The 21883-nt window shown below is 69.3% G+C and carries 17 protein-coding genes and 2 tRNA genes; 8 read left to right on the forward strand and 11 right to left on the reverse strand.

Annotated features, from left to right (window positions below):
- The first annotated feature begins 109 nt into the window (after nt 1-109).
- A complete protein-coding gene (shbA, locus tag DMC64_RS28785; protein WP_125736267.1) occupies nt 110-682 on the forward strand; it encodes an RNA polymerase sigma factor ShbA in 573 nt (190 codons plus the stop codon).
- Nucleotides 683-702: 20 nt separating this feature from the next.
- On the opposite strand, the gene DMC64_RS28790 is transcribed toward shbA, so the two are convergent.
- Complete coding sequence (locus tag DMC64_RS28790) at nt 703-1122, reverse strand: VOC family protein (protein WP_125736061.1); 420 nt, start codon at nt 1120-1122, stop codon at nt 703-705.
- A gap of 88 nt (nt 1123-1210) precedes the next feature.
- Between DMC64_RS28790 and DMC64_RS28795 the strand changes: the two genes are divergently transcribed.
- A complete protein-coding gene (locus DMC64_RS28795) occupies nt 1211-1795 on the forward strand; it encodes a TetR/AcrR family transcriptional regulator (RefSeq protein WP_125736062.1) in 585 nt (194 codons plus the stop codon).
- Between the two features lie 159 nt (nt 1796-1954).
- On the opposite strand, the gene DMC64_RS28800 is transcribed toward DMC64_RS28795, so the two are convergent.
- The 7 genes from DMC64_RS28800 to DMC64_RS28830 form a co-directional block, all read right to left on the reverse strand.
- Nucleotides 1955-2026, reverse strand: a tRNA-Val gene (locus DMC64_RS28800).
- Nucleotides 2027-2062: 36 nt separating this feature from the next.
- A tRNA-Val gene (locus tag DMC64_RS28805) sits at nt 2063-2137 on the reverse strand.
- A 79-nt stretch (nt 2138-2216) separates the two neighbouring features.
- Nucleotides 2217-4061 (reverse strand): serine/threonine-protein kinase, encoded by a 1845-nt coding sequence (locus DMC64_RS28810; RefSeq protein ID WP_125736063.1) that lies wholly within the window; start codon nt 4059-4061, stop codon nt 2217-2219.
- 9 nt (nt 4062-4070) lie between these two features.
- Complete coding sequence (locus DMC64_RS28815) at nt 4071-5951, reverse strand: serine/threonine-protein kinase (RefSeq protein WP_125736064.1); 1881 nt, start codon at nt 5949-5951, stop codon at nt 4071-4073.
- Between the two features lie 49 nt (nt 5952-6000).
- A complete protein-coding gene (locus DMC64_RS28820; RefSeq protein ID WP_125736065.1) occupies nt 6001-8223 on the reverse strand; it encodes a cation-translocating P-type ATPase in 2223 nt (740 codons plus the stop codon).
- A 506-nt stretch (nt 8224-8729) separates the two neighbouring features.
- Entirely contained in the window at nt 8730-9851 is a 1122-nt protein-coding gene (locus tag DMC64_RS28825) for a DUF6801 domain-containing protein (protein WP_125736066.1), read from the reverse strand.
- A gap of 64 nt (nt 9852-9915) precedes the next feature.
- Nucleotides 9916-11148, reverse strand: a complete 1233-nt coding sequence (locus DMC64_RS28830) for a DUF6801 domain-containing protein (protein WP_037339451.1) — start codon at nt 11146-11148, stop codon at nt 9916-9918.
- Between the two features lie 486 nt (nt 11149-11634).
- On the opposite strand from DMC64_RS28830, the gene DMC64_RS28835 reads away from it, so the two are divergent.
- Both DMC64_RS28835 and DMC64_RS28840 read left to right on the forward strand, forming a co-directional pair.
- A complete protein-coding gene (locus tag DMC64_RS28835) occupies nt 11635-12207 on the forward strand; it encodes a hypothetical protein (RefSeq protein ID WP_125736067.1) in 573 nt (190 codons plus the stop codon).
- 36 nt (nt 12208-12243) lie between these two features.
- Nucleotides 12244-13461, forward strand: a complete 1218-nt coding sequence (locus DMC64_RS28840; RefSeq protein WP_125736068.1) for a lipase family protein — start codon at nt 12244-12246, stop codon at nt 13459-13461.
- A 167-nt stretch (nt 13462-13628) separates the two neighbouring features.
- Here the strand turns inward: DMC64_RS28840 and DMC64_RS28845 are convergent, their stop codons facing one another.
- A complete protein-coding gene (locus tag DMC64_RS28845; protein ID WP_125736069.1) occupies nt 13629-14825 on the reverse strand; it encodes a CdaR family transcriptional regulator in 1197 nt (398 codons plus the stop codon).
- A 314-nt stretch (nt 14826-15139) separates the two neighbouring features.
- Between DMC64_RS28845 and DMC64_RS28850 the strand changes: the two genes are divergently transcribed.
- The 4 genes from DMC64_RS28850 (at nt 15140) to DMC64_RS28865 (ending at nt 20485) form a co-directional block, all read left to right on the forward strand.
- Entirely contained in the window at nt 15140-16351 is a 1212-nt protein-coding gene (locus DMC64_RS28850) for a helix-turn-helix domain-containing protein (RefSeq protein ID WP_125736070.1), read from the forward strand.
- 341 nt (nt 16352-16692) lie between these two features.
- Nucleotides 16693-17682 (forward strand): alpha/beta fold hydrolase, encoded by a 990-nt coding sequence (locus DMC64_RS28855; protein ID WP_125736071.1) that lies wholly within the window; start codon nt 16693-16695, stop codon nt 17680-17682.
- 339 nt (nt 17683-18021) lie between these two features.
- Nucleotides 18022-19212, forward strand: a complete 1191-nt coding sequence (locus DMC64_RS28860; protein WP_016335166.1) for a helix-turn-helix domain-containing protein — start codon at nt 18022-18024, stop codon at nt 19210-19212.
- 37 nt (nt 19213-19249) lie between these two features.
- Entirely contained in the window at nt 19250-20485 is a 1236-nt protein-coding gene (locus DMC64_RS28865; RefSeq protein WP_125736072.1) for a CdaR family transcriptional regulator, read from the forward strand.
- A gap of 241 nt (nt 20486-20726) precedes the next feature.
- On the opposite strand, the gene DMC64_RS28875 is transcribed toward DMC64_RS28865, so the two are convergent.
- Together DMC64_RS28875 and DMC64_RS28880 are read right to left on the reverse strand one after the other, a co-directional pair.
- Entirely contained in the window at nt 20727-21365 is a 639-nt protein-coding gene (locus DMC64_RS28875) for a hypothetical protein (protein WP_125736073.1), read from the reverse strand.
- Between the two features lie 11 nt (nt 21366-21376).
- Nucleotides 21377-21880 (reverse strand): hypothetical protein, encoded by a 504-nt coding sequence (locus DMC64_RS28880; protein WP_125736074.1) that lies wholly within the window; start codon nt 21878-21880, stop codon nt 21377-21379.
- Between the last annotated feature and the right edge of the window lie 3 nt (nt 21881-21883).

Raw genomic sequence — 21883 nt, forward strand, 5'->3', positions numbered from 1 at the left:
TGACTCCCTCAGTCGTAGCGTGGATCTCGACAAGACCTTGGCACAGGTCAAAAGTCGCGCGTTGACGCGCCAGTTGATCGCCGCAGGTCAAACGAGCCCCGTATCGAAGGTGCCTAGCCGCGGCGACGTCGAAAGGATCCCGGTCGCCGCTGCTGTTGAGGGTGATCCTCAAGCGGTCGAGCGGTTGCTGGCGGCCATCCGTCCTTTGGTAGTGCGGTACTGCCGCGCTCGGGTTGGCAGGCAGGAGCGTTCGTTCGCTTCCGCAGACGACGTTGCTCAGGAGGTGTGTCTCGCGGTGCTCACGGCATTGCCTTCGTACCGTGATCAGGGCCGCCCGTTCCTGGCCTTCGTCTACGGGATCGCCCAGCACAAGGTGGCCGACGCGCATCGCGCCGCGGCCCGCAACCGCGCCGAACCGGTCGCCGAAGTCCCCGACGAGGTCGAGGGCGGCGTCGGTCCCGAGCAGCGTGCTCTCCAAGGCGAGCTGAACGAGCGCATGTCGCAGCTGCTGCGCGTCCTTCCCGACAAACAGCGTGAGATCGTGGTCCTGCGGGTTGTCGTGGGATTGTCCGCCGAAGAGACGGCAGAGGCCGTGGGGTCCACCCCCGGCGCCGTCCGGGTGGCCCAGCATCGCGCCCTCGCGCGCCTACGTAAGGTTCTGGCCGCTGAGGAGGTGATCTGAGCAACCACCGGGCTTCCTGGTCAGCTCGGGCGCGCCTCGTCGGTGAACTGCCCGGCGAACTCCCCGGTCGGCGGGATCTCCTGGATCACGTCGATCAGGACGCCGTTGGGGTCGGCGACGATGAAGTGCCGCTGCCCGAACTCCTCGCTGCGCAGGGAAAGCGCCTCGGGGAGCCCGGCCTCTCCGACCAGCCGCCGGTACTCGGCGTCGACGTCTTCGACCTCGAAGTTCAGCAACAGTCCCTGCACGGGTTTGCCCGCCCCGCCGGGAATGGTGTCGTGCCCCGGGGCGAGGATCGCGAGCTCCCACTCACCACGTTTCAGGCTGACGTACCAGTCGGCCTCGAAGGTGAGCTCAAAGCCGAAGTGATCGCGGTAGAAGTCCCGTGTCTCGGCGATCTTCTCGGTCATGAGAACGGGATAGAAGCTGGTCAGACGCATGGTGCCGCCTTGTCTCGTGAACAATACCGACCGTCGGTTTGTTTTATCGAAGTTAGCCAACCGACGGTCGGTATGTCAAGATCCGGGCATGGCCCGCACGAAACAGCAGCAGCGCGAAGAGACGATGGAGGCGTTGACCGCCACGGCCCGGCGGCTGTTCGCCGAGCACGGGTACGGCAAGGTCGGCCTGGAGACCATCGCGCAGACCGCCGGCGTCAGCAAAGGCGCGCTCTACCACCACTTCAGCAGCAAGGCGGAACTGTTCCGGCACGTACTCGGCGTCGTGCAGCACGACGTCGGCGAGCAGATCGCGCGGGCCGCGGACGCCGCGCCGGACTCGTGGGCCGGACTGCTCGCCGGCTGCCGCGCGTTCCTCGCCGCCGCGACCGATCCGGAGACCCAGCAGATCATGCTGCTGGACGGTCCGTCGGTGGTCGGCTGGCAGGACTGGCGCGAACTGGACGCGGAGTCGTCCGCCCGGCACCTCGCCGAAGCCCTGACCGGCCTGATGACCGAGGGTGTCCTGGCGAAGCGCCCCGTCGAACCGTTGGTACGCCTGCTTTCCGGCGCGATGAACGAGGCCGCCGTCTGGCTCGCCCACTCCCCCGACCCGAAGGCCGACCTCGCCGCGACCATGGACACCCTGACACCGATGATCGAAGCGCTCCGCTGAGCCGAACTCGCGTGATTAGAGGCGTAACTCGCGTGATTGGGGCCGGATCACCGAGTTCGGCGTCCAATCACGCGAGTTACGGCTTCAATCACGCGAGTCACGTGTTCGGGCACAACGCGAAAAGGCCCCACCCGGTGCCGGGTGGGGCCTTCACTGCGGTGGGCGATACTGGGATCGAACCAGTGACCTCTTCGGTGTGAACGAAGCGCTCTCCCCCTGAGCTAATCGCCCGTGGTACGAACTTCGGTCCACCGGAGGAAGCGAACCTGGTGCGCGATACTGGGATTGAACCAGTGACCTCTTCCGTGTCAGGGAAGCGCTCTCCCGCTGAGCTAAACGCGCGTGGTGTTTCGTTCGTACTGGCGATAGCTTAGCGGACCCCGTTTTCGGGGCCTCACAGGGGGTTACCTATTCGCGAAGCTCAGGGTTTCGGCAGGCGGGACGCGATCGAGCCCGCGATCTCCTTCGCCCGGCCGCAAGGGCTTCCGCTCCCCTCGCGCGCCAGGAGCCGGACGGCGACGTGTTCGACCTCGCGGTCGGGCAGCGGCCGATGCTGCCACGTGACCGCGCAGTTCGAGCCGCCGAACTCCCGCAGGTCACCGGTGACACCGCTGCCGAGGTCGACCGGCGACCCCTCCGGCGCGTAGGCGCCTCGCTGCAGCTCGACGGTCAGCGTGTCCCCACCGCCCACCCACTCGCAGATCCGCAACGTCCGCGGGGCGGGCTGCATGTTGGGCATGGCCTTGCCGAGCACCGCGGGGTCGGCGACCGCGCACGGGTCGAGCGGCAGGATGCTGGCCGGGTCGCCGGCGCGATCGACCTCGTGTGTGCGCAGCCGGGTGAGCGCGGCGCTCAGCATGTCGTCGGCGGCCTTGCAGGGATCGCCTTCCCGCCCCGGACGGGAGACGACGACGCCGAGCCGCCGGTCCGACGGCAGCTGCACGACCGAATCGCAGCCGCCGCTGATCGTGCTGCGCAGCAACGGCAGCCCTTCGGCCGTGCGGTCCGTCCGTTCGACGCTGCTGGTGCTCACCCCTTCGCCGAGCCGGAGTTCGAAGCTGACGCCCTTGAGTCCGGTGTACTTGCAGCGCGCCGGGTAGATCGGGCTCGTTTCCGGTTTCAGCGTGCCGAATTCCTGCACGAACCGGCCCGCGAGCACCCTGCACGGATCCACCAGCCGCAGACGTTCCGTGGCGAGCGCATCGTTCGCCGACAACGAGGTGACCCCGGGATTCTCGGGTTTGGCGTGCTCGGCGATGGCGAGCCCGAGCGCGACCATCCCGCCCACGATGAGCAGGACGACCGCGGCGAGCGAGCCGAACAGGATCTTCTTCGTCCGCGGCGCCATCTTCTTGGGCGGCGGCCGCCAGATCGGCAGCGGAAGGGCCAGCACCGAACGCACCTCGGTGTCCTGCTGCCGGATCCGGGCGTGCACGGCCGCCGGCCAAGGCGCCCCACCGGGCGGCACGGGGCCGAGGAAGTCCAGGATCTGTTCCGGGGTCGGCCGTCGCGCGGGATCCTTGGCCAGGCACGGCTCGGCGAGCTGCCGGATCTCGTCCGGGACCGCGCTGAAATCCGCTGCGCCGTGCACGACGTTATACAGCGTTTGCGGTGCGGTCGGGCCGGTGAACGGGCCGCGGCCGGTCGCGGCCATGACCAGGATCGCGCCGAGGGAGAACACGTCGCTCGCGCCGGTGATCTGCCCGCTGCCCGCCTGTTCCGGGGACATGAACGCGGGCGAGCCGATGATCGCGCCCGTCCCGGTGAGGTCCTGCGCCTCCTCCGCCACCCGCGCGATGCCGAAGTCGATCACCCTCGGCCCGTCACTCGTCAGGATGATGTTGCTGGGCTTGAGGTCCCGGTGGATCAGTCCGGCACGGTGGATCTCGGTCAGCGCCGCGGCGAGTCCGGACGCCAGCAGCCGCACCGACTCGGCGGGCAGCGGTCCGGCCGCGTCCACGGCCTCCTTCAAGGACGGTCCCGTGACGAAGACCGAGGCGAGCCACGGGGTTTCCGCTTCCGCGTCGGCGTCCATGACCGCGGCCGTGTAGGCGCCGGAGACCAGCCGCGACGTGGCGACCTCGCGTCGGAACCGCTCACGGAAACGCGGGTCGTGCGCGAACTGGGCGTGCAGCTGTTTGACCGCGACGAGCCTGCCGTCCGGAGCGAGGCCGAGCACGACGCGGCCCATCCCGCCTTCGCCGAGTTCGGCGATGATCCGGTACGGGCCGATCTGCCGGGGTTCGCCGGGGTTCAACGGTTTCACTGACCAGCCCTAGGGTTTCGGAAGTTTCTGCAGCAGCACCCCGGCGAACGCCTTGGCCTTCTCGCAGGCTTCGTCGGCGGTCATCTTCGTACCACTGGTCCCGACGGTGAGCTCGACGTTCTCGCCGTCTCGGTCGCTGACGGACCGATGCTGCCAGGTCAGCGAACAGGTGGAACGGGCGACGCCGTCGTCCTTCTTCGCCAGGTACAGCTTGGCACCGCCGAGATCCAGGGTGGCGGTCTCCGTGTAGTACGAATCCTTAGACTGAGACGGCGGGTACGCCCGCACCAGGCTCAGCCGGACGCTGCCCGCCGCGTCGTACCGGCACTGGTGCAGATGTTCGCGGATCGTTTCGACGACCGGGCCGATCAGCCGGTCCGTCGTCACGGGGCCGACCAGCGCGCACGGGTCCAGCGGCGCCAGCGTCCCGGCGGGAAGCTCGCGTTCCTGGCCGCCTGCCCGGATTCGTTTCACCGCGTCGGCGAGCGCGGCCTTCACCACCGAACACGCGGCGTCCTTTGTGGACATCGAGTTGACATCGACGGTGAGCTTCGTGTTCGGCAGGCCGGAGACCGGGACGGCGACCGCACACGCGTCGTCGGACCCCTTGACCCGCAATGGAAGTCCTTCCAGCTCGCCGCCCGCTTCACCTTCGACGAGGTCGCCACCGACCGCGAGCTCCAGCCACTTGCCCGCGGGCGAAGAGTACGTGCACGAATCGAACTGTATGTCGATCTTGGTGCTGAGCTTGCCGAACCCGGGCACGTCGCGTCCGTTCAGGACCTTGCACAGGTCGACCCGGCGCAGGTTGTCCGGGCCGAGCGGGTCCTGGTTGACCGGGGTGGCGATCGGCTCGTCCGGTTGCGGCGGCGAACTCGGCGCGACGGCCGCCGGCGGCGGATCGTCGCAGTTCAGGGAGACCGCCGCGACGACGCCGGCGAGCAGCACGACGGCGCCCGCGGCGAGCCCGGCGTACAGGCCACGCCGGGATCGCTTCGACGGTGGCGGGTTCAGCAGCCGCTGGACCTCGGCGTGTTGCGTCGCGATGAGGTGCGACACCACCGGTGGCCACGGGCTGGTGACCGGCGGGATCGGGCCCAGCCGCTCCAGCACCCAGGCCGGGGACGGCCGGTCCGCCGGGTTCTTCGCCAGGCACGGCTCGACGATCTGCCGCAGCTCGGGCGCGAGATGCCGCAGATCGGGGTGGACGTGGACGACGTTGTACAAGGTGTGCGGGGTGGACGTCCCGGTGAAGGGATTCGCTCCGGTCGCGGCCATCACCAGCAGCGCGCCGAACGAGAACATGTCGCTCGCCGGGGTCAGCGGCTTGCCCTCGGCCTGTTCCGGTGACATGAACCCGGGCGAACCGATGACGGCGCCGGTATGCGTGAGTTCGGAGTCGCCTTCGACGGCACGGGCGATGCCGAAGTCGATCACCCGGGGGCCGTCGCCGGTGAGGATGACGTTGCTCGGCTTCAGGTCGCGGTGGATCAACCCGGCCCGATGGATGTCGCCGAGCGCCAGCGCGAGCCCCGCGGCGAGATGCCGGACCGCCATCGGCGGCAGCGGACCGCCGGCGGAGACGGCCTCGGACAAGGCCGGTCCCGGCACGAACACCGAGGCCAGCCACGGTGTCGGCGCGTTCGGGTCGGCGTCCATGACCGGCGCGGTGTACGCGCCGGACACCAGGCGCGAGGTTTCGACCTCCCGGCGGAATCGCTCGCGGAAGCCGGGGTCGTGCGCGAAACCGGGGTGGACCTGCTTGATCGCGACCAGGCGCCCGTCGGACGAGGTCCCGAGCAGCACCCGGCCCATCCCGCCCTCGCCGAGCGCGGCGAACACCCGGTAGCGCCCCACGCCGGTGGGTTCGCCGGTGTTCAACGGCTTCACGAAGGCCCCCTTGTCCCGAGGGGCGATGGTACAAAACCACCCGCAAGTGTCACGCGGCGCGTCGGTCCGCCCGGCCGAAGTCCTTGAGCCGGAGGCTGTTGGACACGACGAGCACCGAGGACAGCGACATCGCCGCCCCGGCGATCAGCGGGTTCAGCAGTCCCAGCGCGGCCAGCGGGATCGCGGCGACGTTGTACCCGAACGCCCAGAGCAGGTTCCCCCGGATGATCCGCAGCGTGCGGTCGGCGAGCCGGATGGCGTCGGGGACCACGCGCAGGTCTTCGCGGACCAGCACCATGTCGGCGGAGCGGACCGCGATGTCGCTGCCCTGTGCCATCGCCATGCCGAGATCCGCGGTGGCCAGCGCCGGACCGTCGTTGATCCCGTCGCCGACCATCGCGACCCGCGCTCCCCCGGCCCGCAGTTCCTCGATGACCGCGGCCTTCTCCGCGGGCAGCACTCCGGCACGCACGTCGGAGACGCCGATCTCGTCCGCGACCACGCGGGCGGCGGTTTCGTTGTCGCCGGTCAGCAGCACGGTCCGCAGGCCGAGCGCGTGCAGGGCGTCGACGGCGGCCCGCGCCGACGGCTTCACGACGTCCCGGACCTCCAGGTGCCCGGCGATCCGGCCGTCCACCGCGACGAGGATCGCCGTCGCGCCGTCCGCCGCCGTGAAGTCGCAGGGGATCCCTCGATCGGCGAACAGCCGCGCGTTGCCGACGAGGACGTCTTGCCCCTCGACCTCGCCTTGGGCGCCGAGCCCGGGCAGCGCGGTGAAGCGTTCGACCGGGGGCAGGTCCGGCAGCCCGGCCCGCGCCGCGGTCACCACGGCCGCCGCGATGGCGTGTTCCGAACCGGCCTCCACCGCCCCGGCGAACCGCAGCAACTCGCCGGTGGTGAACCCGTCTGCGGGACGGCAAGAGGTGACGGTCATCTTCCCGGTGGTGACGGTGCCGGTCTTGTCCAGTACGACGGTGTCCACCGTCCGGCTCGCCTCGAGCGCGTCCGGGCCCTTGATGAGGATGCCGAGCTGGGCGCCGCGGCCGACCCCGGCCATCAGCGCGGTCGGCGTCGCGAGCCCGAGCGCGCACGGGCAGGCGATGATGAGGACGGCGACGGCCGCCGCGAACCCGTCGCGTGCGGGTGCCCCGCCGAGCAGCCAGACCGCGAGCGTCAGCGCGGCCACGCCGAGCACGGCGGGGACGAACACCGCGCAGATCCGGTCGACCAGACGCTGCACCGCGGCCTTGCGGGCCTGGGCGCGTTCCGCGAGCGCGGTCATCTGGGCCAGCTGGGTATGCGTGCCGACCGCGGTCGCGCGGACGACGAGCCTGCCGTCCCGGTTCACCGATGCGCCGATGACCCGGTCCCCGGTGGCGACCTCCGCGGGCACCGGTTCACCGGTCACCGCGCTGACATCCACAGTGGACAGTCCGTTGTGGACCACGCCATCGGCGGCGACGGACTCCCCCGGCTTGACCACGAACAGGTCACCGACGGTCAGCTCGCCGATCGGGACCATCCGCTCGGCGCCGTCCCTCAGGACTCGGACGTCCTTGGCGGCCAAGGCGTCCAGCGCGGCCAGCAGTCCGGCGGCGCTGCGCCGGGACCGGCTCTCGAAGTACCGGCCCGCGAGCAGGAAGGTGGTCACTCCGGCGGCGACGTCGAGATAGATCGCGTCGGCGCCGGCCGCGGTGGGGCCGAAGCCGATCCAGTAGCCGGGTTCGCTGCCGCCCGCGAAGGCGGACCAGGCCGACCACGCGAACGACGAGAGCACCCCCAGAGACACCAGAGTGTCCATACTGGACGAACGATGACGGAGGTTCCGCAGCGTGGCCCGGTGGAACGGCAGCGCGGACCAGAACACCACGGGCACGGCCAACGCGAGGCACAGCAGCTCCCAGCCGGGGAACCGCAGCCGCGGCACCAGGGCGAGTGTGATCGAGAGGTTTCCCAGCGGGATCGCCAGCAACGCGGCGACGACCAGCCGTCGCCGGAGATCCCGGACCCTGGAGAACCCGAGGTCCGGATCCTCGTCGCCGCGGATCTCCGCCGTGTAGCCGGATTTACGGACCCGCTCGATGAGCACGTCGTCGGCCAGCGTTTCGGGAACCTGCACGGTGGCACGCTCGGTCGCGTAGTTCACCGATGCGCGGACCCCGTCGAGTTTGTTCAGCGTGCGTTCCACCCGCGCCGAACAAGCGGCGCAGGTCATCCCCGACACGGTCAGTTCCACCGTGCGGACGGCGGACTCCGGCGCGGAAATCGTCATTTCGTGGCACTCCCAGGTTTCACCGATGGTTCCTCGGTGGTGGAACAGGTGTCCTGGTGGTGTCGCGAGGCAGATTACCGGCGGCGGGAACCGGACCCGCCGCCGGGCCGACTACTGCGATGGTGGTGGAAACAGGTGTCTCAGTCAGGCTTCGGTACAGGTGGTCGTGAGTGGCGTATCCCCAAGTACATGAAGGCCTCCTTGCCTACCCTGAAGTCGGTGCGCCCAATGTGGCATCGGAGACGCTCAGTGTCCCCAATGCCACATTGGGGCCACAAAGACGAATCCGCCTAGGAGGCATTAACGGGCTCGCGGCCCGCCACGTTCGCCCCATACGCACCAGCAGTCACACGTGCAGCGCGTGAAGGACTCCTTCCCTCGGCTGAGCCGAGGGAAGGAGTCCTTCACGCCATCCCCAAGTACATGAAGGCCCCCATCCTTGCGCCTAGGTACAGGAAGGGGGCATTCATGTACTTCAGCTGCGCCACTTACGACCAGCGCGACCACTAAGCCTGGCGTGGGGTCAGTGCAAGCTCGAAAGTGTTGCCGTCTCCCTGGAAGAGGGTGCTCACGTACGAGGTGAACGCGCCGCAGCCGGTCAGGGGCGCGAGCGAGTAGGTGCCGGCGAGCGCGCCGCCTTTCGCCATGGTGAAGCCGTCACCGGTGCGCAGTTCCGCCGTCGACGGGGCCGACGTCCGGCAGGACGGCCCGGTGCTGACCGGCATGCCGACGAGCGTGACGAGCGGGAGGACGGTGGTGAACCGGGGCCGCGCGACGAAACCGGTCCCGGCGAGGTCACCGCCCTGCGGTCCGTCGGCGACGAACTCCAGATCGGCCGTGCCCGGCAGGAAGCCGAACAGCCGGAAGTCTGTGTGCGCCTTGTCGAACACCGGGCCGCCGCTGAACACAGTGGCCGCGGTGGGGCTCAGGTCGAACGTGCCGGTGAGCGGCGCGGCGGCACCGAGGGCTTTGACGCCGGTCTTCCCTGCGACCGCGTACCGGTGCCCGGCGGGTTTGTCACCGAGTTCGAAGGAGAGCAGGACCGGGTCCTGGCCGGGGTCGAGCACGCAGTCGGAGGTGAACGAGCCGAGCCCGGTGAAGGAACCGTCGGCCTTCTTCGGGGTGAGACGGGTGGTGAAGTCGCCGACGGTGAGTGTCGTCTTGCCCGGTTTCGCCAGCGTGATGGTCGGGACGGAGCCGGTCGCCACCGTGCTGAACGAGCCGGACGGCGGCAGATCGGTCTTCGCGACGTTAAGCGGGAGACGCACGGGAAGCGGGTTCGCGTCGCCGTTGACCAGGGTCACGCCCGCCGCCGCGGTGCCTTCGATGGTGGTGGCGCCGACGAGGTTCAGCCCGCGGGCGGCCTTGTCCGGCACGGTCACGGTGATGGTCAGCCCGGAGGTGGTGAGCGTGCCGCCGGGCGCCGTCGGCACCTCGAAATCGGCCTTGATGTTCACGTCGAGCTTCTGCAGCCCGATCAGCGGGAACGGGCAGGTGAACGACAGTTTCTTGTCGACAGGCGTGCCCGCCGCCGCGCTGCGGACGGCGACGAACAGCAGGCAGCCGGCGGTGATCAGCACGATGAGGCCCGCCGCGAGCAGCATCCGGACGTTGGCACGAAAGGGCATGGTCGCCTTCCCGAAAACGGCACCGGTCCCCGTCGCGGGAGGCGACGGGGACCGGCTGCCTGATTTACTTCTTGGTGAGGTTCAGGTCCAGCGTGTTGCCGTCGCTCTTGGCGAACGCGCTGACCCAGTCGTTCAGCTGACCGCAGTTCTGCAGCGCGGACAGCGAGTAGGTGCCGGTGAGCTTCCCGCCCTTGAGCAGGTCGAAGTCCGGACCCGTGGTCATCTCGCTGGTGGACGGGCTGACCGTGCCGCACTTCGGGTCGGTGCTGATGGGGATCCCGAAGATCTGCACGCTCGGCAGGAACACGTTGAACTTGATGTGCGCCTTAAACCCGGTGCCGACGAGCTCACCGGTCTGCTTGCCGACCTGTTCGACCTTGATCTCCGAACGCCCGTCGATGAACCCGAACAGCTTGAACTGGGTGGACGACGGGTCGAGCTTCAGGTCACCGGTGAACGTCTTCGACGCGAGGTCCACGTCCGCGTCGAACCCACCGTTGATCGCGGCCGTGCTGCCGAGCGACTTCAGCGCGGTCTGTCCCTTGATGCCGAACGCGTACTTGAGTCCGCCGCCACCGGGGGTGGAGGTGGGCGGAGTCGTCGGCGTGGTCGGCGTCGTGGGGGTGGTGGGCGTGGTCGGGGTGGTGGGTGTGGTCGGCGTGGTCGTGCCGCCGCCCCCGTCACCGATCTTGATCGTGGCCAGGGTGTTGTTCTGGCCGGGATCCTGCGTGCAGGGCGCGTCGATCGTGCCGTCCGGCGTGATGCCGGTGACCGAACCGTCGGCCTTGCGCGGGGTGACCTTCAACTGCAGGTCGCCTACGGTGATCTTCGCCTCGCCGGGCTGGTTGAAGGTCAGCGAAGGCGTCTTGCCCGCCGCGTTGACCGTCATCTCGCCCGAGGTGGGGATGTTCTGCTTGGCGATGTCGTTCGGGACCTTGACCGGGAGGTTGAGCCCCGGCGCCGCCACGGTCGCCGCCGCGATGGCCTGGCCTTCCAGCGTGGTCGCACCGATCAGGTTGAGCCCGCTGACCGTGTCCGCGTTGATCGTGGAGACGGCCTTGATGTCGAACGTCCCGGTCGGCTGACCGGTCTTGACCGACAGCGGAAGATCGGTGTTGATCACCACCTTGAGCGACTGCGACCCCACGAGCGGCAGGTTGCAGTGATAGTTGAGCGGGAGCGAGATCGGATCGGCGACACTGGACTGTGCCCCGACCACGAGTACCGCGGTGGCAAGCCCCACGGCACCGGCAGCGGCGGCGGCGACCGCCTTCTTGGTTCCTCTACGGTGACTCACGATCGTCCTTCCGTGGTATCAACGATGATACGAAACGGCGTACAATTCCCCAGAGCAATGAATATCGGCCCGGGAGAATTCTCCGGGTAGCGACGATGTCTGACGGATCGCAACCGAACAGTAAACTAACGACGCGTCCGCACCGCTATCAAGTGCTTCCCCGGAAAAGTTGACGCGCCATCGGTAAATTGTCACGCTGGCACGGTACAACCGGGGTGTTCCTAGTAGCGACACATGGGTTTCCCCAGTTCAGAGCCGGATGAGGCCGTTCGCGGAACCGCTGACGAGGGTGACAATCACGGCCCGGAAAACTATCTCGCGCATGCCAATCCCCTTTTCCGGGCCACACCCTCCTTGCCTGCCGGAATCTTTCGTGAGTAACCTCGCGGTTCAGCAAGCCGGTCGCCGCCGACCATCGCGGAATCCCGCTCGTCGTGCCGCGGCAGGCCCTCTTTCGCCGAATTCGACGGGGAAACCATGAAAAGAATGCGCCGCACGGCAGCGCGAATCGCGTTCGCCACCGTCTCCGTGACCGCCGCGGCGGTCCTGCTGAGCGCCTGCGGGTCGGACGACCCGGCCGACGCGGGCAAGCACGCCGACCCGGCCGCGCTCGCATGGGTCGACAAGGTGTGCTCGGGCGTCGCGACGGGCTCGGCGAAACTGTCCCAGCCGCCGGCGTTCGACCCCGCCAATCCGCAGGCGACGAAAACCGCCATGGTGAGTTTCCTGAACTCGCTCTCCGCCGCGCTCGACGACATGGCGGGCGGGATCCGGAACGCCGGTGTGCCGCCGGTCCCGGATGGACAGTCCGCCGTGGACAAGGCCACCACCACACTCGGCGAGACCAAGTCGAAGGTGTCCGCCACCCTGACGCAGATGCAGGACGCGAAGGTCACCGACCAGGCGAGCCTGCAGAAGGTGGTCGCCGACGCGGACAGCACGATGAGCGGGCTGAGCGAGCCGGAAGGCCCGATCAAGCATCTGCGCACCAACCCGGAACTGGATCTCGCGTTCACCGAGTCCACGACCTGCCGCCAGGTCTACGGCGGCAACGCCTGATCCCCCGACCAGCCACCCCGCCCTGGAGGCCCGGCCGTGCCGACCCCGTTCCCCCGCCCGTCCCGCCGGACGCTCGCCGTCGCGCTGGCGATCGTCCTGTCCGCCGGTCTCCTGACCGTGCTGACCGGAAGCCCGGCGAGCTCCGCCGTCCCGGCGGCGTCCGACGACTCGTTCTACACCCCGCCGTCCCCGCTCCCGGCGGGCAAACCGGGTGACATCATCCGCTCGCGTATCTCGAAAGCCGGTCCGCGTAAGGATTCCGTCAACGCGTGGCAGGTCATGTACCTGTCGACGAACGCGCTCGGGCAGCCGGACGCGGTGACCGGGACCGTGCTGGTGCCGAAGAACGTGGACCCGGCGAAAGCGCCGATCGTCTCGTTCGCCGCCGGTACGCACGGTCCCGCGTTCACCTGCACACCGTCGAAGATGATCGACATCGGCGCGTTCTACGAGCAGTCCGGTCTCGACGACGCGCTCGACGCCGGGTACGCCGTCGCCCTCACCGACTACGAGGGCTACCGCCAAGATCCGAAGACGACCTACGTGGTCGGACGTTCGGAAGGCCCGGCGGTGATCGACGTCGTCCGCGCCGCGCAACGTCTGCCGGAGTCGAAACTGTCGGCCGACGCCAAGGTGCTCTTCCGCGGGTACTCACAGGGCGGTGGGGCCGCCGCCTGGGCCGGCGAACTGCAGCCCACCTACGCGCCGGAGCTGAACCTCGTCGGCGTCGCCGCCGGCGGTGTGCCCGCCGACCTCGTCCAGGTCACCCTGCAGCTCGACGGGAAGTTCGGTTTCGGTGTCTTCGCCTACGCCCTGATCGGCCTGGACAACGCCTACCCCGAACTGAAACTGGACTCGTTCCTCAGCGACAACGGCCGCGTGAAGCTGGCCGAGATGCAGAAGAGCGCGTGCACGTTCGAACTGCTCACCACCTACGCGAACAACAAGATCGCCGACTACACGACCAGCGCCGGGTATGTGCGTCCGGAATGGGTGAAGCGCCTCAACGAGAACAAGCTCGGCGGCACTCCCCCGAAGGTCCCGGTGTTCCTCTACCACGCCACCCAGGACCAGCTCGTGCAGTTCGCCCAGGCCGACGCGTTGCACAAGGCCTACTGCGCCGCCGGGGTCAAGACGACCTGGAAGACCTTCGAGACCGACCACATCACGGCGGTCTACACCGGGAACGCCGACGTGCTCGCGTTCCTCAAGGACCGGGTCGCGGGCGCTCCGGCCACGTCGAACTGCGCCTGACGCACCGTGTCCTATGCACCTACTGGTCCGAAGTCCGTGAAGGCCTCCTTGAGGGACTCTGGGTCCCTCAAGGAGGCCTTCACGGACTGGACACAAGGCGCGGCCGGAGCCGGTCCCGTGCCGTCCATCCAGTTACGTGACCCAGCGTCCTTTGTGGACAGGAGCCGTCAGACGTCGGCGGGCCGCAGCCGTTCCGCGCGCAAGGCCAGCTCGATCCGCAGCCGCTGATCAGGATCGTCCAGCCGCTCGCCGAACAGCTCGGAAAGCCGCCGCAGCCGCGCCCGCACCGTCTGCGGGTGCACCGCGAGCTGCCGGGCGATCTCGGGCGCGCTTCCCCGCGTCTGCACCTGCGTGAGCAGGGTCGCGGACAGCTCGTCGTGCTGACGCGGCGCCAGCCCCGACAGCGGTTCCAGCGCCTCGCCGGCCAGCCGGTCGAGCAGGAACTCGTCGGCGAGCAACAGCAGCGTGGTGATGTGCTCCTCGCACCACAGCACCGGGCCGACCGTGGTGATCATGCCCCGCTGGGCGAGCTCGGACGCGCGGCGCGCGATGCGGTACGACTCGGCGGCCTGCGCGGTCGGAACGGACACCCCGACCGTCGCCGTCCAGCCGGACGGCAGCTCCCGCAGACCGCTCAGGTCGGCTTCGGGGCAGGCCACCAGCGCGTCGGGCACGTCGGAGACGAGATCGACGGGAACCGCCGAGGGCAGCAGACCGGCCGGGAACGAGGGCGCCCCGGGTGCCGCGGTGAAGACGACCGCCGTGATCCGCTCCGGGATCCGCCAGCCGATGGCGACGGCGAGCGCCCCCGCGTCGGCCTGGCTGTACCCGGTGCCGCCGGCCAGTAGCCGGAACAACCGCGCCCGCTGCTCCGCGGGGCCCGTCGCCTCCGCCTGTGCGGCGTTGTAGCCGTCGGCCAGCGCCATCGTCACCTCGACGACGTCGCCGAAGAGGCATTCGGCCGCTCCATAGAGGACGTCACCGGGCAGCTGGAGCTGGCGGCCGATCGAAGCGATCGAACGCCACAGCACCCGGCTCGAGACCCTGAACGCCGCCTGCGCGGCTTCCCGGCTGAGTCCTTGATGGAACGCGATGCGGCCCTGTGCGCGGAAATCGGCCAGGAGGTCGTTCTGCAGCAGTTCGGGGACGCCGACCCGGTCGATGGCGCGTTCGATACTGCGCCTGGTCAGCTCGACGGCCGCCGCGCGGGCCTCGCCGTCACTGAACACCTCGGCGCATTCACCGATCTCGGACACCACGCCTTCGACGCAGTGCCGGGCGATCGCCGGGATGCGCGGGCGGACGGCGTCGCCGAGTTCCCTCGGCAGGCGTGCCCACAGGGCGCCGACGGGCTGCCAGCTCACGTGTGCGATCCCCCGTTGAGAAGTAGGCCGACGATTACGGGCACCAATTCCCTTTCGTCCGCGCGCCACCGGCGCACTCGAATGCACGGAGCGTAGAACCGCCGACACATCCGTGTCAAAAGACGTCACACCGAAACGCCCGTCCGTTGTCACCTCGGTGAGCCCCGCGACTTTCCGTTGCAAATTCAACGTCACATTCGGGGTACAGGCCGTCCGCCGATCCAGTACAAACGGCCCCGCACCGTTCCCGTCGATCCGACGTGGTTATGCAAACGGATTCATGTTTCTCTCCCCGGTTCGAAGAAAATCAAAGGGTGGTCTTGGTGGTCGAGTACCGCGGTTTCGGCATGCTGGCGACGTTGCCGCGTTCGCTCGGCGAAGAACTGCGTCCGTATACCGGGCACGCCGCGGCCGCCATGGTCAAACAGGTGCAGCGGTCGGTCACCGCGTATTCGCAGCCGCTGCGCGGTGTCTTCGGCCGCGTCCTGGTCGTCTCGTGCGAACGGGCGGTGCGGCATTACGTGGACTGCATCGGCGATCCGGACCTCCCCCACGACCGCTGGATCGACTTCTACCGCATGCGCGGGCGGATGGAGTTCGCCGAGGGCCGGAGCCTGGAACCGTTGCACGACAGCGTGACCGTCGGCGCGCGGGCGGCATGGCGGGCGATGCGGCCCATCGTGCGGGGGCTCGGCGTCGGCCTCGACGTCATCGCGCTCGCGGCGGAGTCCGTCTTCGTCTACGTCGACGAACTCTGCGCCACGACGATCGAGGGTTACCAGCAGGCGGAAGCGAGGGCGGCGGGGGCGATCCCGCTCCGGCGGCGACGGCTGCTGGAGCTGATCGCCCAGGCGCCGGAAGGCTCGGCGTGCAGTATCGCCAGCCTGGCCGACGGCGCGGGCTGGCGGGTTCCGCGCGCCGCCGCGATGGTCGCGCTGCAGCGCGCCGCGGGTGCGCCCGCCTTTCCGGCCCATCTCCTCGACGACACCGTGCTGGCCGACCTCGACGCCGCGGAGCCGTATCTGCTCACCGCGGATCCCGACACCGACCTCGCCCCGCTGAAGGACGCGCTGGACGGCTGGCGGGTGGCGGTCTCCCCCGTCGTACCGCTCGTCGACGCCCCTGCCGCGCTCCGCACCGCCCGCCGCGCGCTCCTGCTGACCGGCGAGGACGCGCCCGGCCCGGTCATCTGGTGCCGGGACCACCTCGCCACGCTGTGGCTGCTCGCCGAAGACTTCCTCGGCGCCGAACTCGCCAAGCAGAGCCTCGACCCGTTCACCTCGCTGAGCGAGAAACAACAGGAACGGCTCAGCGACACCCTGTTGGTATGGCTGGAAACCCGTGGCGGGGCACCGGAGATCGCGCAGCGGCTCGGCGTGCACCCGCAGACCGTGCGAAACCGCCTCCGTCAGCTGGAGGATCTGTTCGGCGACCGCCTCAAGGACGCCGACGACCGGTTGAACATGCAGCTCGCCCTGCGCGCGCAACGCCTCATGCGCGCTCACCGCCGCGACGAAGGGACCTGATCCGCCGCACTCGCCGTTCCGGTGGCCGCACTGTGGGGAGTACCCAGCGGAGGCCGCGGCGGGCGTGCTTCGCCCTCGGCTGGTCGACGTGGAAGTCAGCCCGGCAGGCCATCGCATTTCTCCCCGTGGTGACGGGTGTTTACCGACGCTTTCCTGAATACCGGGACGGTGGGAAAATGTCGATGCGCAATAGGCCGTCGTCCCCGCTTTTGGCATCCGCCTCGGGGTCGGTCCCGGCATTCTTGTCATCCGGGTCGCAATCGCCGGACGTGTCCGGCGACACGCTGACGAACCCGGCGTTCCACACGTTATTTTGACGCCTGACAACGGAAAGGCGGGACATGGCCCTCCAAGCGCGCACACTGACCCTGCACGGCCGGGAAATCCGGCTGCGGGAATACGTTCCGTCCACAAAGGACGCAGCGGGCGAGCCGCTCGTGCTGCTGCACGGGATCTCGGGCAGCGGCGAGACCTGGGTCCCGTTGCTCGACCACTTCGAGCGAAGCGGGTTCGGGCGCCGCGTCCTCGTCCCGGACCTTCCCGGACACGGCGATTCGGCCGCCCCGCGGGCCGACTATGGCCTCGGCGCGATGGCGAGCGTGGTCCGCGACGTCCTCGCGCTCACCGGGAACCGGCACGCCACCATCGTCGGGCATTCCCTCGGCGGCGGGATCGCGATGCAGTTCGCCTACCAATTCCCCGAGATGTGCGCCCGGCTGGTTCTCGTGGGCAGTGCCGGGCTCGGCCCGCAGGTGACCCCGGTGCTGCGCGCGACGGCGCTGCCAGGGGCCAACGCGACGCTTTCCCTGGCGGTCAATCCCGCCACCGTCGCGATCGCGCGCGGGCTCGCCGCGGCCTGCCGGTCCCTCGGCGGGAAACTTTCCCCCGAGACCCGCGAGCTGACCCGTCACCTTGCGTCACTGGCCGACCCGGGCAGGCGGCGCGCGTTCCTGTTCATCGCCCGCAGCCTGATCGACCTCCGCGGCCAGCGCGCGAGCGCGATCGACAAGCTCTATCTCGCCAAGGAGGTGCCGACGCTCGTCGTCTGGGGCGCGCACGATCCGCTCATCCCGGTCGCGCACGGCCGGAAGACCGCCGAAGTGCTGCCGGACAGCCGATTGACCGTGTTCGAAAATGCGAAACACTTTCCACATGTGGCCGACCCGGCCCGGTTCGCCGGCGAGCTCGAACGCTTCCTCGCCGCGACCTCGCCCGCCAGGCTGAGCCTGGACGAGGTCGTCGAGGTGCTCATCCGCGCCAGCGAGGCGGCGGAAGCGCCCGAAAACGGCCCGGAAAAGTTGTCATCCGGACGCCATCTCAAGCCCGCCTAAATGTCACTCGCCGCCGGATCCGACCACCCGTTCGGGTGTAGTCCATCCAGGTGGCCGATCAAGCTCCCGCCAGCCGTTGACAGTCCTCTCGGCCGGATTTTATGTTGCGTGAGCCACAAAATCTGGATCGGCTTCACCGTTGAAGAGGCTGATTTTGTTGCCAGCAAGGATAAAAACATGACCGACTTGGATACCGGATTCTCGCGGCACGATCTGCGGACCGCACGACCCGACCCCGACGTGCGCCACCCCGCCACCCCGCACCGCCAGCCACCGGGTCCGGTCCAGCGACCGCGCGCCTTCACGCCGGCACCGAGAACCCCAGTGGAGAACCGACCTGTGCGCAGCACCGGTGCGAATGGACTGTGGGCGTCACTGCCCAGAGACCTGGGCGAGCGGTTCCGGCCGCGGGCCGACCCCTTGGCACGAGCGATCCTGCAGGAGGTGCAACGAGCCGTTCCCGAATACGCGCAGCCGTTGGAAGGCGCGTTCGGACAGATGATCACGCAGGGTATCCGGCAGGCGATCCTGCACTGCCTCGATACCGTCGGTCAGGGGACGGCACCGCTCGACAAGTGGTCGGCGGTGTTCCGCAACCTCGGGAAGGTCGAATTCAGCGAGGGCCGCAGTCTCGACTGCCTGCAGACGGCCTACCGCGTCGGCGGCCGCGTCGCGTGGCGGCACGTATCGGAATTCGGGCAGGCGATCGGAGCGGACGCCGATCTCCTGTGCACCGCGGCCGAAGCGATTTTCGCTTACGTGGACGAGATTTCCGCACTGTCCATCGAGGGCTACACGGCCGCTCAGGAACGGGCCGCGGGCACCAGGGCGAGACGTAGGCGCCGGTTGCTCGAACTGATGCTCTCCGATCCCCCCTCCTCACCGCAGTCGATCGCGTCGCACGCCGCGAACGCCCAGTGGGCACTGCCCACCGAAGTCACGGTCGTCGCACTGGAACGACGGCTCGGCCCGCTGGACCCCGACAGCGCCGATCTGGACGCCGACGTCCTGGTCGACTTCGAAGGTCCGAAGCCCTGTTTGGTGACCGGCGACCCGGACAAGCACCTGAAGGATCTCGCCGAACGGCTTCCCGGCTGGCGCGCGGTGATCGGCCCGGCCGTGCGGCTCACCGAAGCGCCGCGGTCCCTGCTGTGGGCGCGCCGCACCCTGCGGCTGGTCCAGCGCGGGGTCCTGCCGGACAATCCGGTCACGCGGTACAGCGATCACCTGTCCACCCTGTGGCTGCTCGCCGACGAGTTCCTGGTCCGTGAGCTGTGCACGCGCAGCCTCGCCCCGTTCGACGACCTCACGCCCAAACAGCGGGCGCGGCTCGGGGAGACGTTGCTGATCTGGCTCCAGTCCCGAGGCAGCGCTCCGGAGATCGCGAAGAAGCTCAAGGTCCACCCGCAGACCGTCCGGTACCGCATGCACCAGCTCATCGATCTCTTCGGCGACCGGTTGAACAACGCCGACGACCGGCTCGACATGGAGATCGCCCTGCGCGCGGAGGCCCTGCTCGCCGACGACTGACCAGCTCAGCGTTTCCCACTCACAACGAGGTGACGAGGTGACCCGACCGCAGGACGCCCGCAGCGGGGTCGAGGCGACGTACGGACCGCTGCTCACGCCCGCCCGGCCGGGTGGGCCGAGCGGGCGTCCGGTCCAGCTCTGGGCGCTGCTGCCGAGAGAACTGGCGACCGTGTTCCGGCCGGGGCTGGGCGATACGGCCGGGGAGGTGGTCCGCGAGATCCAGCGGACCATCCCCGAGTACGCGCGGCCACTGGACGGAGCGTTCGGGAAGGCGCTCAAGACCGGCGTGCAGATGGCGTTCGTGCAGTTCCTGGAACGCCTCGGAAACCCCGAGGCGCCATCGGAGGACCGGCGGAGCGTCTTCGTGAGTCTGGGCGTCCAGGAGTTCCATCAGGGCCGCAACGTCGATGTCCTCCAGGCGGCCTACCGGGTGGGCGCCAGGGTGACCTGGCGGCGGATGGCCGAAATCGGACGCCGCGCCGGGGTGCCTTCCGCGACGCTGTGCCTGCTCGCGGAGGCCATCTTCGCCTACATCGACGAACTTTCGGCGCTGTCGGTCGAGGGTCACGCGGAGGCACGGGAAAAGGCCGCCGGCGCACTGGAGCGCCGGCGGCACCGGCTCATGGAGCTCCTGCTCGCCGAACCCCCGTCGCCTCCCGAAGTCGTCAAACACGCCGCCGACCTGGGCCGCTGGCAACTGCCGGACCTGCTTGTCGCCGTCGCCCTCGACCAGCCGCCGGACGAGGCCCCGCCGGCCGCGCTCACCGACTTCGAAAGCACCTCACCCTGTCTGCTGCTGCCCGCGCCGGAAGCGGACGAACGGGAGCGATTCGCCGAAGCCCTGGCGGGCACACGGGCCGCGATCGGCCCCGCGGTCCCGCCCGCCTTCGCCGCCCGTTCCTTGCGGGCCGCCCGAGAGGCCCTGCGACTCGTCGACTCCGGCGCGCTCGTGGACGAACCCGTCACGTGGTGCGTCGACCATCTTTCGCGCCTGTGGCTGCTCAAGGAGCCGTTCCTGGCCGCCGAGCTCGTCCGGGAACGGCTCGGGCCGCTGGCCGGATTGACCGGTAAGCAGCATTCGCGGCTGGCCGGGACGCTGCTGGCGTGGCTGGAGACCTGCGGGAACGTGCGCGAGGTGGCCGAACGGCTGGCGGTGCATCCGCAGACGGTGCGTTCTCGCGCTCAGGAACTGGAGGCGCTGTTCGCGGACGGGCTGCGGGATCCTGAGCGGCGGTTCGAGATGATCCTGGCTTTGCGGGCTGCTCCTTCTTGACGGTTTGCGCGGCCGCGGCCGACGTTGCGAAAGCCACTTTCGCAACGTTGAAGGTTGCGAAAGTGGCTTTCGCAACCCCTCCAGCCAGCCACGACACCCGGCCGCGGGATGCCGGCAGGACGGGAATGTCACTCACGGAAGCGGTTGGGGACCTTGGTTGCGTTGAGTGAGGGGTGTGTGGAAATAGGGACGTTGAATGTCCCTATTTCCACACACCCCTCACCGAGGTGGCTCCCCGACCTCAGGCAGCCGCCAAAGCGGTCACCCGCCACTTCCCCTCGACCCGTTCCGCACTCACACTCAACTGAGCCGCCCCCGTACTCCGCTGCCCGTCCCCCCGAACACCGGTCTGGTCCAGGAACACCAGCAGCGAAGCCCGATCCCCGTCGAGGACCTTGACGCCCGAGACCACCGCGGTCGAGGTCACGACCAGCTTCTGCTCCGCCGCGAGACCCCGCACCTGCGCGAACAGCTGGTCGTACTGCCCCAGCGCCGGCCCGGTGAGGACCGCCTTCGCGGCTTGCTCGCTCTTGGCGGGATCGTCGTAGCGGTAGGAGAAGACCGTGCCGAGTGCCTTGCCGATCTGATCGCTCACCTCCGCGGTGGTGGCGACATCGGTCAGCGCGGTGTTGTGCGCCAGCGGTGCCGTCGCGTCCCGCGCCTCGATGGCGAACCACCCCGCGAGGCCCGCCATCACCAGCGCGACCGCACCGAACACCACCGCGCCCCGCCGCCGCACCGGAGCGGCGACGGGAGCAGCGGTGGGAGCATCGACAGGGGTCTCCTCGACAGGAGGTTCAAGAACCCGGGTGCTCCCGCCCATCTTCCCGGCCACCTTCACCGCGCGCCGCGCCGGTTTGTCGGCTCGTTTCGTGGTCATCGCGTCCTCCGTCAGGGCTTTCCGGTGTCGGTCACCGGCACCTGGCCGAGTGACGTGACGCGCCACCCGTCCGGCGTCCGGTTCAGGCCGGCGCGGAACCGGTTGTGTTTGGTCACGGCTTCCCCACCTTCGGGCCGCACCTCGAGTTCGACCGAAGCGATCACTTCGGCCGTCCCACCGCCACTGTCCACTTCGGTCACCGCGGCGTCGACGACCCGGCCGGTGGTGACGGTCTTCGCCTGGCCGATCCGGCCGAGGCCGCCTTCCCTGTCCCGCGCGAGCTCTTCGTGCAACGCGCCACCCGACAGGTTCAGCCAGTTCTGGTAGCCCTGTTCCGCCTGTCGATAGTCCAAAGTGGTCAGTGCGGCGACGGACTGCCTGCCCACCTGCAAGGCTTCGTCGCGGACCGTGGCCCGCGCGACACCGTCGTCGCGGCTCGCGTCCCACCACGAGTAGCCGAACCAGGCCGCGGCCGCGGTGGCGACGGCTGCGAGGAATGCGGCGATCCGAGTCATGGC

The organism is Amycolatopsis sp. WAC 04197 (assembly GCF_003947475.1).
Lineage (GTDB): Bacteria > Actinomycetota > Actinomycetes > Mycobacteriales > Pseudonocardiaceae > Amycolatopsis > Amycolatopsis japonica.